Origin of the sequence: Antarctobacter heliothermus (genome assembly GCF_900188425.1) — a bacterium.
GTDB lineage: Bacteria > Pseudomonadota > Alphaproteobacteria > Rhodobacterales > Rhodobacteraceae > Antarctobacter > Antarctobacter heliothermus.
On sequence record NZ_FZON01000007.1, the window covers coordinates 49,098 to 63,997 of the forward strand.

16 protein-coding genes and 1 tRNA gene are annotated in these 14,900 nt (G+C 63.4%); 14 read left to right on the forward strand and 3 right to left on the reverse strand.

The features are described from left to right. Positions 1–114 precede the first annotated feature (114 nt). The 9 genes from CHB90_RS05630 (at position 115) to CHB90_RS05665 (ending at position 8,331) form a co-directional block, all read left to right on the forward strand. Entirely contained in the window at positions 115–1,647 is a 1,533-nt protein-coding gene (locus tag CHB90_RS05630) for a benzoate-CoA ligase family protein (RefSeq protein ID WP_089276880.1), read from the forward strand. Next, a complete protein-coding gene (locus CHB90_RS05635; protein ID WP_089276881.1) occupies positions 1,644–2,462 on the forward strand; it encodes an alpha/beta fold hydrolase in 819 nt (272 codons plus the stop codon). The genes CHB90_RS05630 and CHB90_RS05635 overlap by 4 nt, the downstream gene beginning before the upstream one ends. Beyond that, positions 2,459–2,902 carry a DUF309 domain-containing protein gene (locus CHB90_RS05640; RefSeq protein WP_089276882.1) on the forward strand — a complete coding sequence of 148 codons (444 nt, stop codon included), beginning with the start codon at positions 2,459–2,461 and terminating at the stop codon, positions 2,900–2,902. The genes CHB90_RS05635 and CHB90_RS05640 overlap by 4 nt, the downstream gene beginning before the upstream one ends. Before the next feature lie 145 nt (positions 2,903–3,047). Then, the gene (boxC, locus tag CHB90_RS05645) at positions 3,048–4,706 is read left to right on the forward strand and encodes a 2,3-epoxybenzoyl-CoA dihydrolase (RefSeq protein ID WP_089276883.1); all 1,659 of its coding nucleotides are present in this window, start codon (positions 3,048–3,050) and stop codon (positions 4,704–4,706) included. Positions 4,707–4,817: 111 nt separating this feature from the next. Continuing rightward, on the forward strand, positions 4,818–6,269 hold the full coding sequence (gene boxB / locus CHB90_RS05650; protein WP_089276884.1) for a benzoyl-CoA 2,3-epoxidase subunit BoxB: 1,452 nt from the start codon (positions 4,818–4,820) through the stop codon (positions 6,267–6,269). Positions 6,270–6,332: 63 nt separating this feature from the next. Then, entirely contained in the window at positions 6,333–6,500 is a 168-nt protein-coding gene (locus CHB90_RS26490) for a hypothetical protein (protein WP_170940989.1), read from the forward strand. Further along, on the forward strand, positions 6,497–7,690 hold the full coding sequence (gene boxA, locus CHB90_RS05655) for a benzoyl-CoA 2,3-epoxidase subunit BoxA (RefSeq protein ID WP_089276885.1): 1,194 nt from the start codon (positions 6,497–6,499) through the stop codon (positions 7,688–7,690). Before CHB90_RS26490 ends, boxA begins: the two co-directional genes overlap by 4 nt. Next, positions 7,691–8,128: an acyl-CoA thioesterase gene (locus tag CHB90_RS05660; protein WP_089276886.1), complete on the forward strand. Its 438-nt coding sequence runs from the start codon at positions 7,691–7,693 to the stop codon at positions 8,126–8,128. It begins immediately after the preceding gene. Between the two features lie 126 nt (positions 8,129–8,254). Next, positions 8,255–8,331 (forward strand) — tRNA-His (locus tag CHB90_RS05665). Positions 8,332–8,381: 50 nt separating this feature from the next. Here CHB90_RS05665 and hpaR read toward each other — a convergent pair. Further along, complete coding sequence (gene hpaR, locus CHB90_RS05670) at positions 8,382–8,870, reverse strand: homoprotocatechuate degradation operon regulator HpaR (protein WP_245823175.1); 489 nt, start codon at positions 8,868–8,870, stop codon at positions 8,382–8,384. Between the two features lie 265 nt (positions 8,871–9,135). Here hpaR and CHB90_RS05675 point away from each other — a divergent pair, with 265 nt between their 5' ends. From CHB90_RS05675 to hpaH, 3 genes are read left to right on the forward strand one after another with little or no spacing between them, the layout of a single operon-like run. Continuing rightward, the gene (locus CHB90_RS05675; protein ID WP_089276887.1) at positions 9,136–10,539 is read left to right on the forward strand and encodes a pyridoxal phosphate-dependent decarboxylase family protein; all 1,404 of its coding nucleotides are present in this window, start codon (positions 9,136–9,138) and stop codon (positions 10,537–10,539) included. Beyond that, positions 10,539–11,402, forward strand: coding sequence for a fumarylacetoacetate hydrolase family protein (locus tag CHB90_RS05680; RefSeq protein ID WP_212591568.1), 864 nt, complete (start codon positions 10,539–10,541; stop codon positions 11,400–11,402). The genes CHB90_RS05675 and CHB90_RS05680 overlap by 1 nt, the downstream gene beginning before the upstream one ends. Next, positions 11,399–12,196: a 2-oxo-hept-4-ene-1,7-dioate hydratase gene (hpaH, locus tag CHB90_RS05685; RefSeq protein WP_089276889.1), complete on the forward strand. Its 798-nt coding sequence runs from the start codon at positions 11,399–11,401 to the stop codon at positions 12,194–12,196. The genes CHB90_RS05680 and hpaH overlap by 4 nt, the downstream gene beginning before the upstream one ends. 111 nt (positions 12,197–12,307) lie before the next feature. Here the strand turns inward: hpaH and CHB90_RS05690 are convergent, their stop codons facing one another. Then, positions 12,308–12,622 carry a DUF6476 family protein gene (locus CHB90_RS05690; protein WP_089276890.1) on the reverse strand — a complete coding sequence of 105 codons (315 nt, stop codon included), beginning with the start codon at positions 12,620–12,622 and terminating at the stop codon, positions 12,308–12,310. On the opposite strand from CHB90_RS05690, the gene CHB90_RS05695 reads away from it, so the two are divergent. Both CHB90_RS05695 and CHB90_RS05700 read left to right on the forward strand, forming a co-directional pair. Beyond that, the gene (locus CHB90_RS05695; protein ID WP_089276891.1) at positions 12,621–13,643 is read left to right on the forward strand and encodes an RluA family pseudouridine synthase; all 1,023 of its coding nucleotides are present in this window, start codon (positions 12,621–12,623) and stop codon (positions 13,641–13,643) included. The genes CHB90_RS05690 and CHB90_RS05695 overlap by 2 nt on opposite strands. 57 nt (positions 13,644–13,700) lie before the next feature. Further along, positions 13,701–14,066: a cupin domain-containing protein gene (locus CHB90_RS05700; RefSeq protein ID WP_089276892.1), complete on the forward strand. Its 366-nt coding sequence runs from the start codon at positions 13,701–13,703 to the stop codon at positions 14,064–14,066. 19 nt (positions 14,067–14,085) lie between these two features. On the opposite strand, the gene CHB90_RS05705 is transcribed toward CHB90_RS05700, so the two are convergent. After that, positions 14,086–14,739 carry a DUF4386 domain-containing protein gene (locus tag CHB90_RS05705; RefSeq protein WP_089276893.1) on the reverse strand — a complete coding sequence of 218 codons (654 nt, stop codon included), beginning with the start codon at positions 14,737–14,739 and terminating at the stop codon, positions 14,086–14,088. Positions 14,740–14,900: the final 161 nt, after the last annotated feature.

Sequence of the window (14,900 nt, forward strand, 5' to 3'; positions counted from 1 at the left end):
GGCGCGTATCGGTCCTGTCTGCAAGGGGCGTGTCGGGTGAGGCTGCTTCGGGGATCAGAGCGACGATATGTGCCGCCATGCGGCGCGGGTGACAGGCAGGGAGGAGGCCACGTCATGAACGAAAACGCAGCATTGTATTTTGTCGACCGCCATGTGGACGAGGGGCGCGCCGACAAGGTGGCCTTCCAAGAAGCGGATGGCGACAAGCGCAGCCTGACTTTCGGGCAACTGGCAGAGCAAAGCGGGCGGTTCGCCGGGGCGCTTCATCGGCATGGGGTGCGCCGCGAAGAGCGGGTTGCCATGATCGTGCAGGATCAGATCGAGTGTCCGGTGATCTTTTGGGGCGCGCTCAAGGCCGGGGCGATCCCGGTGCCGTTGAACACGCTGCTGTCGGCGCCGGTCTACGATGTCATCCTCACCGACAGTCGCGCCTCTATCCTTGTGGTGTCGGAAAAGCTGTGGCCGACGGTGCAGCCGGTGGTTGCCGACAACCCGTATCTGCGCGCGGTGCTGGTGATCGGGGAGGCGCCCGAGGGCACCGAGAGCTATCAGCAGTTTGTCGCGGACGCGCCGATTGAGACGGCGGTTGAGGCGCATGAGGATGAGATGGCATTCTGGCTGTACTCTTCCGGGTCCACCGGCCAGCCCAAGGGCGTGCGGCATGTGCATTCCAGCCTCAAGGCCACGGCAGACACTTTTGGCGCGCAGGTGCTTGGCATCCGTGAGGACGACATCGTCTATTCGGTGGCCAAGATCTTTTTCGCCTATGGTCTGGGCAACGCGATGTCCTTTCCCCTGTCGGTGGGCGCGACGACAGTGCTGTTGTCGGGGCGGCCGACGCCAGAGGTGGTGTCCGGCATCCTTGGGACGCATCGTCCGACGTTGTTTTGCGGCGTGCCGACCTTTTACGCCGCGATGAGCGCCGCTTTGGAAAAGACCGGCCTGCCGCAGGGGATGGCTGTGCGCCTGTGTACCTCTGCCGGTGAGGCGCTGCCGCGTGAGGTGGGCGAACGCTGGCACAGGTTGACCGGCACCGAGATTGTCGATGGCGTCGGCTCGACCGAGATGCTGCACATCTTCCTGTCCAATCGTCCCGGCGACATCGTCTATGGCACTTCCGGCACGGCGGTCCCCGGTTATGAGGTGCGGCTGGTGGATGAACACGATGAGGATGTCGGCGCAGGAGAAGTTGGCGAGTTGCTGGTGCGCGGCCCATCGGCGGCGGATGGCTATTGGAACAAGCGGCACAAGTCGCGGTCGACGTTTGAGGGGCACTGGACCCGGACCGGCGACAAATACGAATGCACCGCTGAGGGGCGCTTTGTCTACTGCGGGCGCACGGACGACATGTTCAAGGTGTCGGGCATCTGGGTCAGCCCCTTTGAGGTGGAACAGGCCCTTGTCGAACATCCCGCCGTGTTGGAGGCGGCAGTGGTGGCCTGCGCCGACGACAAGGGGCTGGACAAGCCCAAGGCCTATATCGTGCTCAAGGAAGGGCAGGACGCCGCGGCGGTCGAAGACCTCAAGGAGTTCGTGAAAGACAAGATCGGTATGTGGAAATACCCGCGCTGGGTCGAGGTGGTCGATGACCTGCCCAAGACCGCGACGGGCAAGATTCAACGGTTCAAGCTGAGGGCGCAGACATGACGGTAGAGTGGACGGAAAACGGACGGCTGACGGCAGGTGGCAAGGCATTGGAGTATGCTTGTTTCGGTCCCGCCCCTGACAAGGCGCCGACCTTGGTCCTGTTGCACGAGGGGCTGGGCGCCGTGGCGCTGTGGCGTGATTTCCCGCAGGCGCTGGCAAAGGCCACCGGCTTTGGCGTGTTTGTCTATTCGCGGGCGGGCTATGGTCAATCGGACCCGGCGGACCTGCCGCGCCCGCTGGGCTACATGACGCGCGAGGCGGTGGATGTCTTGCCGCAGGTGCTGGAGGAGATCGGTTTTCAGCGCGGTGTCCTTGTCGGCCACAGCGATGGCGCGACGATCGCGGCAATTTACGCCGGCAGCGTGTCTGATGCGCGCGTGCGGGCGCTTGTGCTGATGGCGCCGCATTTCTTTACCGAAGAGGCCGGGTTGGCCGAGATCGCCAAGGCGAAGGCGGGTTTTGAAACCGGAGACCTGCGCGAGAAAATGGCGCGCTATCACCGCGACCCGGACAACGCCTTTCTCGGCTGGAACGACAGTTGGCTGCACCCGGATTTCAAGGACTGGAACGTGGCGGATGTCATCGACTACTTGCGCATCCCGGCTCTGGCGGTGCAGGGGCGCGACGACCAATACGGCACGCTGGCGCAGATCGAGGAACTGGACAGCCGCAGTTATGCGCCGGTCGAAACCCTGATCCTGGATGATTGCCGACACTCCCCGCATCTGGATCAGCCAGAGCGGGTGGTGGCAGGGATCGCCGCGTTCTGTGCCCGGCTGGAGCGGATCGAAGCCGCCGAACCCGAAGTCGCGTGACTCAGGCGGGCTGGTTCATCCCGGCGCAAGCCTATGTGCCGGGACGCACCGCGCGCCCGCCTGACGGGCTGTTCGACTCGATCAGCGCATCTGCGCAGCCGGGAATGACCCCTGCGGATCTCGCGCAGAGCGATGCGTTTCGCCACGGGCTGTTCTACATCGAACGTGGGTTTTACTGGGAGGCCCATGAGGTGCTGGAGCCGGTCTGGATGGCACTGCCCGAGGACAGCGTTGAACGGCGTTTCGTACAAGCCCTGATCCAGACCGCCAATGGACTGTTGAAACTGCGCATGGATCGCCCCAAGGCCGCGCTGCGCCTGTGCGCGATTGCGCGCGGGCTTTTGCCCGAGGCGCGCAATGTGCAGATCATGACGTTTGGCGCGGAGAGGGTCCACGCTATGATCGATTCTATCGAAGAGGCGGCGATATGTGAAATATAATGCACACGCGCCGTAAGATTGGCGCTGAATTGCGCAAGCCATTGAAGGCGAACGTGAATTTTTGTGCTTTATTATGCATACATAAGTTTACTTACTTTTCCCATTGATGTACGTTGCCTGCAACTTCACGACTAGGGAGGACCCGATGACCAAGATGATCGACTTTCAGACAGACCCGGCCCACTACCGCCACTGGCGTGTCGAATATGACGGTCCGGTGGCTAACCTGTACATGGATGTGGATGAGGACGGTGGCCTGTTTGAGGGCTACAAGCTGAAGCTGAATTCCTACGATCTGGGCGTCGACATCGAGCTGAACGATGTGGTGCAGCGGATGCGGTTCGAACACCCCGAGGTCAAGACCGTCGTCATGCGGTCGGGCAAGACCGGCGTGTTCTGTGCCGGCGCGAACATCCGGATGCTGGGCGGGGCGGCGCATGGCCACAAGGTGAACTTTTGCAAGTTCACCAACGAGACGCGCAATGCCTATGAGGCCGCCGAAGAGGAAAGCGGCCAGAACTACATCGCTGCCGTCAAAGGCGCCTGCGCCGGGGGCGGGTATGAGCTGGCGCTGGCCTGCAACCACATCATGCTGACCGATGACAGCACCTCGTCCGTGGGTCTGCCCGAGGTGCCGCTGCTGGCGGTGCTGCCGGGGACCGGCGGGCTGACCCGCGTCACCGACAAACGCAAAGTGCGCCGTGATCGGGCCGACATCTTCTGTTCGATCGAAGAGGGCGTAAAGGGCAAGCGCGCCAAGGACTGGCGGCTGGTCGACGAGGTGATCCCGAATTCGAAGTTCGATGACACCGTCGCCGAACGCGCCCGCGAATTTGCGGCGTCCTCGAAAAAGGCCGACGTGGCAGAGGGCATCACCCTTGGCCCGTTGTCGCGCACCATCACCGACGACGCGGTGACCTATTCGCTGGTCGAGGTTGAACTGGACCGGGCCGGGCGCAAGGCGGTGATCACTCTGAAAGGGCCGGAAGAGGATGCGCCCGCCGACATGGAGGCCTTTCAGGCGCAGGGCGATCAGGCCTACATGCTGAAGCTTTGCCGCGAGCTGGAGGACGCGATCCTGCACCTGCGGCTGAACGAGATGGCGCTGGGCCTGTGGATTTTCCGCACGCAGGGCGACCCGGAGAAACTGGCCGCGCATGAGGCGCTGTTGGCCGCGAACGCCGATCACTGGCTGGCCAACGAGGTGCGCCAGTTCTGGAAACGCACGCTGAAACGGATCGACGTGACCTCCCGCTCGCTGGCGGCGTTTATCGAGCATGGATCGTGTTTTGTCGGTGTGCTGGCGGAAATCCTCTTTGCCGTCGACCGCAGCTATATGATGGAAGACGAATTTGAGGGCGATAACCGCCCGACGGCGACGCTGACCCTGACGGCGGACAACTTTGGCCCCTATCCGATGGGCAACGGCATCACCCGCCTGCAAACCCGCTTTCTAGCGGAGCCGGAGCATGTCGAGGCGCTGAAGGAGAAGATCGGTGAGGCGCTGGAAGCCGAAGAGGCGGATGAGCAGGGGCTTGTCACCATGATCCTCGACGACATCGACTGGGAGGACGAGGTGCGCATCTTCATGGAGGAGCGCGCGTCGTTCAGCCCGGATGCGATGACGGGGATGGAGGCGAACCTGCGCTTTGCCGGGCCTGAAACCATGGAAACCCGCATCTTTGGCCGTCTGACCGCCTGGCAAAACTGGATCTTTATCCGTCCCAATGCCGTCGGCGCGGATGGCGCACTGCAGCGCTATGGCACCGGCATTCGGGGCGATTACAACATGGATCGCGTCTGACGCGCATCCGTGGTGGGTTGAAAACCCACCCTGCGGGCCCCGGCCGCGTGTCGGTCCCGTTGAACGCGACAGGGCGGGCTATGTCCCGCCACACCACAAAGGGAGTGAGACATGCTCGATCTGATCAACGTGAGCTACGACACCCAGATCCCCAACAACGTGGGTCTGAGCTCGGACAAGAAGGTGCTGAAGGCGCTGGAAAAATGGCACCCCGGTTATATCGACTGGTGGAACAAGCTGATCCCGCAGAACTTTCAGGAATCGATGGTCTACCTGCGCACCGCCGTCAGCGTCGACCCCAAGGGCTGGGCCAAGTTCGACTACGTCAAGATGCCGGAATACCGCTGGGGTGTGTTGCTGGCCCCGCAAGTCGAGGGTCGTGTGATCCCTTGCGGTGAGCATATGGGCGAACCGGCATGGCAAGAAGTGCCGGGCGAATACCGCAACCTGATGAAGCGCCTGATCGTCATTCAGGGCGACACAGAGCCGGGGTCGGTCGAGCAACAGCGCTTTCTGGGTCTGACCGCGCCGTCGCTGTACGATATGCGCAACCTGTTCCAGGTCAACGTCGAAGAGGGCCGCCACCTCTGGGCGATGGTCTACCTGCTGCAAAAGTATTTCGGCAAGGATGGTCGCGAAGAGGCGGATGACCTGCTGATCCGCTCGTCCGGGTCCGAAGAGGCGCCGCGCATGCTGGGCGCGTTCAACGAGGAAACGCCGGACTGGCTGTCGTTCTTCATGTTCACCTATTTCACCGACCGCGACGGCAAGATGCAGCTGGAATCTCTGGCGCAGTCTGGCTTTGATCCGCTGAGCCGCACCTGCCGATTCATGCTGACCGAAGAGGCGCACCACATGTTTGTCGGCGAAACCGGCGTGGGGCGCACCATTCAGGCCACCTGCGAGGCGATGAACAAGGCGGGCATCAGCGACCCCTATGACGTGAACAAGATCCGCGATCTGGGTGTGATCGACCTGCCGACCATCCAGAAAAAGCTGAACCTGCACTACACGCTGTCGCTGGATCTGTTTGGTCAGGAAATCTCGACCAACGCGGCCAATGCGTTCAACGCAGGGATCAAGGGCCGCTACATGGAAGGCCGGATCGACGACGATCACCAGCTCAAGAACGACACTTACAAGGTGCTGGATCTGGAGGACGGCAAGATCGTCGAAAAGGACGTGCCGGCGCTGACCGCGATCAACATGCGTCTGCGCGACGACTATGTCCGCGATGCCTCGGGCGGGGTCGGGCGCTGGAACAAGCTGATCGAAAAGACCGGAATCGAGTTTGAGTTGAAGCTGCCGCACCAGTCCTTCAACCGCAAGATCGGTGTGTTCGCGGGGCATAACTTTGACCCCGATGGCAATCATGTTTCGGGCGATGCGTTCGACAAGGGCCTGCCGAACTGGCTGCCGACCCATGGCGACGGCGATTTCATCCAGTCGCTGATGAAGCCGTGCTATGAGCCGGGCAAATTCGCCAGCTGGATTGCGCCGCCAAAGGTGGGCATTGATAACAAGCCGGGCGATTTTGAATACGTCAAACTGCACATGGCGTGAGACATCTGGCCCGGCGCGGGGAACAGGCCCGCGCCGGGCCGCATTGCCGGAGGAGGAAACGCGATGATCACCAAACGCAACGTAGGTCACGCACCGCGTGTCACCGAGGTCGCCCGCGAACTGGGTGAAATCGGCTGCTGCATCGGGTGCGAGGATTGCCGGGGTCTGTGTCAGGCCCTCATAGAGGCAATCGCCCTTCCCAAGGCCGTTCTGAACCGGGGGGCGCGATGAACACGCCATTGAAGCAGCACCTGATCGACCCCGAAATCTGCATCCGGTGCTACACCTGTGAGATGACCTGCCCGGTGGGCGCCATCGAACATGATGACAACAATGTGGTGGTGAATGCCGAGACCTGCAATTTCTGCATGGATTGCATTCCGGTCTGTCCCACCGGCTCTATCGACGAATGGCGGGTGGTCGACACGCCCTATTCGCTCGAAGAGCAATATGAATGGATGGAACTGCCCGAACAGGGTGAGGTTGCCGTGGCCGACAGCGCGGATGCCGGTGTCGAGAGCGGCACAGACCCGGTCGCCGCCCTGTTGGCAGAGGCGCACAAGGGTGCGGGCGGCAAGGCGGTCGCCCCCGTGTCGGCGACGAAACCCACGGTGAACCTCTACAACCTTGGCAACCCGGTCGAGGCAGTGGTGCAGGGCAACTATCGCCTGACCGCCGAGGGATCGGATTCCGACGTGCGCCACATCATCCTCGATTTTCAGGGCAAACCGTTTCCGGCGTTGGAGGGGCAGTCGCTGGGCATCATCGCCCCCGGCACCGATGCCGAGGGTAAGGCGCATCTGCCACGGCTCTATTCCGTGTCCAGCCCGCGCGATGGTGAGCGGGCAGGCTATCACAACGTCTCGTTGACCGTGAAACGTGAGGACGGTGGCACCTGTTCGAACTACGTCTGCGACCTGAAAAAGGGCGACACTGTGCAGGTGACGGGACCGTTTGGCGCGACCTTCCTGATGCCCAATGACCCGGACGCACGGCTGTTGATGATCTGCACCGGCACCGGATCGGCGCCGATGCGCGCCTTTACCATGGCCCGCCAGCGCACGGTGGGCAAGAAATCCGGCGGCATGGTCATGTTCTTTGGCGCACGCACCCCCGAATCGCTGCCCTATTTCGGACCGCTCAACAAGGTGCCGTCCAGCGTGCTGCAAAAGCATCTGGTGTTCAGCCGGATGCCCGGACAGGACAAGGAATATGTGCAGGACCGAATGCGCATCGAAGAGGACATTGTGGCCGACATGCTGGAAGACCCCGCGACGCATATCTACATCTGCGGCCTGAAAGAGATGGAAGAGGGCGTAGAGCGCGCCTTTACCAACATCGCCGAAAGCATCGGGCATCAGTGGCGCAATCTTCGCGACGTGTTGCGCGAAGAGGGCCGCTATCACGTCGAGACCTACTAGGTGGAGCCGCGTCCCGGCACCGCCCACCGCCATGAAATCCGCGTGACATGGGGGGACTGCGATCCGGCGAGGATCGTCTACACCGGGCGCATCCCGTGGTTTGCGCTGGATGCGATCAACAGTTGGTGGGTCGAAAACCTGGGCGGGGATGGCTGGTTCCAGATGGAACTGGACCGCAACGTCGGCACGCCCTTTGTCCGGCTGGAGATGGATTTTCGCGCCCCAATCACGCCGCGCCATCCGCTGGTCTGCCACGTCTGGCCGGTGCGGCTGGGGGAAACCTCGATCACCTTTCGCGTCGATGGTCTGCAGGATGGGACGCTGTGTTTTTCGTCTCGGACGGTCAGTGTTTTCATCGACGCGGCGGGTTTTACCAAGCGAACGCCGCCGGATGACATGCGCGCGATGATAGAGCGGCAGTTGCCCGACGCGGGTTGATTTTCGGCGCAGGTTTGACGCACCGGAATTCCACCGCAACGGGGGGATCGTGGGGCTTGCGCTTGGATTTTGGCTTTGCTAAATAGCCCTACGTTCGGCGCCGGACCTTGTTGTTCAGCGCCCTGTGCCGCCTTAGCTCAGTTGGTTAGAGCGCTTGATTGTGGATCAAGAGGTCCCTGGTTCGAGACCAGGAGGTGGTACCACTCTCCCCCCCTGATACTTGCCCTCTGATGCTTGACTTGACCCGCGTCGATCATTTGTCGTCGGGTGCATCCGTATGTGACGCAGCCAGATCACGGGTGACGCTTTCGAGCATTTCCAGCAGGTCGGCAATGCGATCCGCGCCAAGACGTGCCTCTATTTCCGAGAGAATCTGCGCGCGTGTCTGGCTCGCCTCCTGCAACAGCGCCTGGCCCGTGGTGCCGATGCTGACCTGGGTGCGGCGGCGGTCTGCTGCATCCGTGCGCAGGGTGATCAGATCGCGCGCTTCCAGCGACTTGAGGATACGGGTCAGTGTAGGTGCCAGCACAAACGCGGTGCGGGCCAGGTGGGTGGCGTCGATCTCGCCGGCCTCCTGCACCACCCGCAGGACACGCCATTGCTGTTCGGTGACATCCAGCCCGCGCAACATCGGCCGATAGCGGTCCATGACGGCCTCGCGCGCGCGCAGCAGCGCGTTGGGCAAGGTGCGCGGCGTGTCGAAAGGCGCAATGGCCTCGCGGCTGTGTTTGGTCAGGGACAAGGATTTCTCCTGTTGACAGTCAGATCGGTATTTAACATGTTAACCGTCGGAGGAAGGCCGAGGTTGGCGCGACATGGATCGGGGGCATGGGGCGGGCACGACCCGGCGGTGTATACCGTTCCGTTTATACAGGCCATGAGTGTTCCGCTGCACGCGATGCGCGCCGCAACCGGCGCATTTCCGCTGGCAGACGCGTGGTCGAGGGCGGCGGCTCTGCCTCGACGAGGCACAGGCAAGTAGGGAATTTCCTGAGAGGAAGGACAAGATGGACTGGGATGAATTCGCCCAATGGGGTGAAAAGGCCGTGGCGTTTGGCGCGGAGTACCACAAGACCCTGCGTGAGTGCCCTGTGCGGCCGCGTGTCGTGCCGGGTCAGATTGCGGCGCTGTTGCCCGCGTCCCCGCCCGAAGGGGCCGAGGGCATGGAGGCGATCCTTGAGGATTTTGAACGGATCGTGATGCCGGGGCTGACCCATTGGCAGCACCCGCGTTTCTTTGCCTATTTCCCGGCCAACGCCGCGCCGCCCTCGATGCTGGCCGAGATGCTGGTCACGATGCTCGCCCCGCAATGCATGCTGTGGCAGACCTCTCCGGCCGCGACAGAGATGGAAGGCGTGATGCTGGACTGGCTGCGGCAGGCGGTGGGCCTGCCGGAGGGGTTCCAGGGCGTGATACAGGACTCGGCGTCCTCGGCCACATTGGCGGCGGTGCTGGTGATGCGGGAACGGGCGCTGGGCTGGGCGGGCAACGCCAAGGGGCTGGCGGGCGGGCCGGCGGTGCGGATCTACTGTTCGGATCAGGTGCATACCTCGATCGACCGGGCGGCCTGGGTGTCGGGTGTGGGGCAGGAGAACCTTGTGAAATTGCCCGTCGTCGCGGACGACCCGTTGCGCCCCATGGACGTGGCGGCGTTGCGTGCGGCGATTGCGGCGGACCGCGCGGCAGGGCATCTGCCCGCCGGGATCATCGGCGTGACCGGGGCCACCGGCATGGGCGCCTGTGACCGGCTGGGGGATCTGGCCGACGTAGCCGAGGCCGAAAACCTGTACCTGCACATTGACGCGGCATGGGCCGGGGCGGGCATGATCTGTCCCGAAAACCGGGTCCTTTGGACGGGTGTCGAGCGGGCCGACAGCATGGTGTTCAACCCGCACAAATGGATGGGCGCGCAGTTCGACTGTTCGGCGCATTTCATCCGCGACCCGGATGCGCTGCGCCAGACGCTGGCGATCCGCCCGGAATACCTCAAGACGCTGGGCGCGGAGGACGTGACCGACTACAGCGAATGGTCGATCCCGCTGGGCCGTCGCTTTCGCGCGCTGAAACTGTGGTTCTTGATCCGATCCTATGGGCTGGACGGACTGCGGCAGGTGATCCGCAACCATGTGACCTGGTCGCAGAACCTGGCGTCGCGGCTGGCGGCAGAGCCGGATTTTGAGATCGTGACCGCGCCGGTTTTGTCGTTGTTCACGTTTCGACACACAGGCGACGATGCGCATAATCTGGCACTGGTCGAGGCGATCAACTCGGACGGGCGCATCTATCTGACCCAGACCAAGGTGGACGGGCAGGTGGTGATCCGCTTTCAGGCCGGGGCCTTTGGCGCGACAGAGGCCGATGTGGCCATGGCCTTTGATGTCATAACCGAAATCGCGAGGGATCTGGCATGATGACACCGCATTTTGTGACCTACCGCCATGCGGGCAAACTGGCCTACGGGCTGCACACCGGCGACGGCGTGATCGACCTGTCCACGGCAAATCCGCACTGGCCGACCCTGCGCGAGGTGATCGCGGCGGATGGTTTGAAGGATGTCTTCATGCAGGCGGCGGGACGGCCGGCGGACCTGCCGCTGGAGGCGGTGACCTTGCGGCCGCCGATCCCCGCGCCGGAAAAGATCATCTGCGTCGGCGTGAACTTTCCGGACCGCAACGCCGAATACAAGGACGGGCAGGCGGCGGCGGGGCGGCCTTCGCTGTTTATCCGCTTTCCGCGAACCTTTGTGGGGCATGGCGAAAACCTTGTTCGGCCACCCGAAAGCCCGCAGCTGGACTATGAGGGTGAAATCGCGCTGGTGATCGGCAAGGGCGGGCGGCGCATTCCGGTCGAGGATGCCTATGATCACGTCGCGGCGCTGACCCTGTGCAATGAGGGCACGATCCGCGACTGGGTGCGGCACGCCAAGTTCAACGTCACGCAGGGCAAGAACTGGGATCGGTCCGGCGCGATTGGCCCTTGGCTGGTGCCGTTTACCAATGCGGCGCAGCTGGATGATATCGCGCTGGAATGCCGGGTGAACGGTGAGGTGCGGCAGCGGGACCGGACCTCGCGGATGATCTATGACTTTCGCTACATCATCAACTACGTCTCGACCTTTTGCACGCTGGTGCCGGGGGATGTGCTGGTTTGTGGCACGCCGACGGGTGCGGGCGCGCGGCTGGACCCGCCTGTCTGGCTGAAACCCGGCGATGTGATCGAGGTCGAGGCAGAGGGCATCGGCATCCTGCGCAACGGGGTGGAGGACGAGGCGTGACAGAGGATGAGGTACACGCGGCGGCCCATGCTTTGGTGCGGGCCGAGGCGGTGGGGGATCAGATCGGTCTGCTGTCGCTGGCGCATCCGGGCATGACGATGGAAGACGCCTATGCGGTGCAGGCCGCATTGGTGACGGCCAAGCTGGCGGCGGGGCGGCGGCAGGTGGGGTGGAAGATCGGCCTGACGTCACGCGCCATGCAGGACGCCTTGGGCATCGACACGCCGGACAGCGGCGTTCTGCTGGACGATATGGTGTTCGAGACGGGCGGCGCGGTGCCCAAGGGGCGGTTCATTCAGCCTCGGGTCGAGGCGGAGATCGCCTTTGTGATGAAAGGGCCGCTGGAGGGGGCGGTGACGCGCGAGGATGTGGTGGCTGCGACGGACCATGTCTGTGCTGCGCTGGAAATTCTCGATACGCGGATTTTGCGCAAGGATCCGGCGACGGGGCGGGCGCGAAATGTCTGCGATACGATCGCCGATAATGCGGCCAATGCGGGCATCGTTCTGGGGACTCGTCCTATGAATCCAAGGCTGGTGGATCTGCGCTGGGTCGGGGCGATTTTGGCCCGCGATGGTGAGGTGGAAGAGACCGGGCTGGGCGCGGGTGTGTTGAATGATCCGGTCATGGGCATCGTCTGGCTGGCCGAGAGACTGGCCGGATATGGGCAGAAAATCGAGGCCGGGCATGTGGTGCTATCGGGGTCTTTCATCCGGCCGGTGGAGTGTCCGGCGGGGTCGATGATCGAGGCGGACTTTGGGGATTTCGGCAGCGTTGCCATTGCCTTTGAATAGGCCTGTCCACGCGTGGACAGGAAGGTGACGTAGCGTCTTCAATGGCTTGCAGAGGCATTTTAACCAAGGCTTAGGTTTTGCGGTCGCGCCGTACAGCCACAACGCGCCCGGCTACTTGGCCGTCTCTATCCGCATTTCCTGCCGCAGTTTGCCCGTCGCGCGGTCAAAGATCAGGATGCGGTCGTCGCCGGTGACAACCGCGTACCAATCGCTGCCTTGGGTATAGGCGGTGGCCGACGTGCCGTCCGGCAGGGTGATGACCTCTGGCAGCGGCGCGCGGGCATTGCTATAGCGGTGCCAGATCAGGCCGAGGATCCCGATGATCCCGGCCATCATCACCACCGTCAGAACCGTGACCAGCACGCGCAGGAAACGCAGGCCAGCCGGTTCGGGCAAATTGTCGTCTTCGGGTTCGGGAGAGACCATGGACATCCTTCGGGTCGAAATCGCGGACAACCCGCCGCCGCGCCTTGATAAGGCGCTTGCACGCGATGTGCCAGAGGAGGCGGCGCTGTCGCGCACCCGGCTTGCGCGGTTGATCGCAGGCGGCGCTGTCAGCCGGGACGGCGTGGTGCTGACCGACCCCAAGGCCAAGGTGGCGGTAGGTGACGTGCTGGACATCGCCGTGCCGCCCGCCGAGGATTATGACGTGGTGGCGCAGGACATCCCGCTGGTGGTGGTCTGGGAGGACGATGACGTGATCGTCATCGACAAGCCCGCCGGCATGGTGGTGCATCCCGCACCCGGAACGCCGGACGGTACGCTGGTGAACGCGTTGCTGCATCATTTCGGTGGCAAACTGTCTGGTGTAGGCGGCGAAAAGCGCCCCGGCATTGTCCACCGGATCGACAAGGACACCAGCGGGCTGCTGGTGGTGGCGAAATCCGACCGGGCGCATCACGGTCTGGCGGCGCAGTTCGAAAAACACACGGCGCGGCGGGCCTATCTGGCGCTGGCGCATGGGGTGCCGGAAATCGCCGACCCGCGTCTGGTGAACACGCGCGGCGTCAAACCCGGTCCCGACGGCGGGGTGACGATCACCAGCGGGCTGGCGCGGCACAAGACCGAGCGCCAGCGGCAGGCGGTCTATTTCGACGGGCAGGGGCGGCACGCCATCACCCATGTCAAACTGCTGGAACGGTTCGGGCAACCTGCCTGCGTCAGTCTGGTGGAATGTCGGCTGGAAACCGGGCGCACGCACCAGATCCGGGTGCATATGGCCCATGCGGGCCATGCGCTGATTGGTGATCCGGTCTATGGCGGGCGGCGCAAGCTGTCGGAAAAGGCGCTGGGCGCGGCCTATGAGCCTGCGCGCAGCTTTGCCCGGCAGGCCTTGCACGCGGCTGAGTTGGGCTTTGACCATCCGGTGACAGGCGAGCCGCTGATGTTCGAGTCGCCCTTGCCCGGCGATATGGCAGACCTGTTGGCGGCGTTGCGCGCGATCTGAGGGCTTGGCCGATTGCGGTTTCGGTGGCATCCTCCGGGTTTTCCGGGGGCGCGATTGATGCACTATCACCTGTTGTATTGTGACGACGCGGGCGAAAGCCATTGGCGCGCCGTGGGCGTGGCGCTGACCGAGACCGAATTTGCGCCGCCCGCGCGCAGTATTCTGGTGTCAGAGGGTGAGGCCGCCAAGGCCACGGTGTTCCTGCGGCTGGTGGCGGGCTGGAATGAGCCGATCCACCCGACGCCAAAACGCCAGACCCTGATCCCGCTGTCCGGCACCATCCGCGTAACCGCCAGCGACGGCGAGGCGCGCGACTTTGGCCCCGGCGACGTCTGGCGGATGGAGGATACCCATGGCACCGGCCATCATACCTGCGTGATCAGCGAAGAGGATTTCGACTGTGTGATCGTGCAGTTTGATTGAGGCACGATAAGGGGGGCGGTCAGAGCCGTCCGGTGATCAGCAGCCACAGGCAGAGCGCGCTTTCCGCAAGGATACAGACCAGATAGGCGGGTTCGAACGCCGCCGACAGGCCGGGGGCGGTCAGGCGCAGCAGGCTGCCGGTGAGGTAGACGATACCTGCGGCCGCAATACCCCCGGCAATGATCCGGGGCGTGTCGCCAAGGCCCAGCAGCCGCGCCATGATCAGGCTGTTCACGCCGAACAGGATCAGGCCGATGTCATAGCCAAGCGCGTGCATGTCGGTCATGTGGACGGCCATCCGCGGCAGGTCGTCCAGCAGGGCAGGGGCGCTGGCCAGCGCCATCAGGCTGGCCCCGATCAGCACCGCCTGACCCAGACGAAACACCAGTGCGGCTCGGGCCAGCGCCGGGGCGCGGTCCCGCAGCAGGCTGAAGAACACCAGCGCCAGCGTTATGTCCGCCAGCAGCATGATGACATCCGCCAAGAGGCTGAGCCGCAGTTGCGGCAGCTGCGCGGCCATCGCGGCGGCGATCTGATCGGGGGCGCCTTGCAAAAGCGGGCCTCTGAGGGCCAGTTCGGCGGTCAATCCGCACAGGATAATCACGAGGTACAGCGCTCCGGCGCTGCGGGTCAGGGCAGGGTTCTGGGTGGGGTTGTGGGCGGTGGCGTGCATGAGAGGCTCCTTTCCGATGGCGGGTCGAATGCGTTGTAACTCATGCTGAAACGCTTGAATATTGGCGGGATTTGCAGTACAAGTATGCATTGTTGTATGTATTACGGGATTTGTGGAACGAAGCACGTCTTCGTGACGCTGTGACATAAAGCGTGACACCA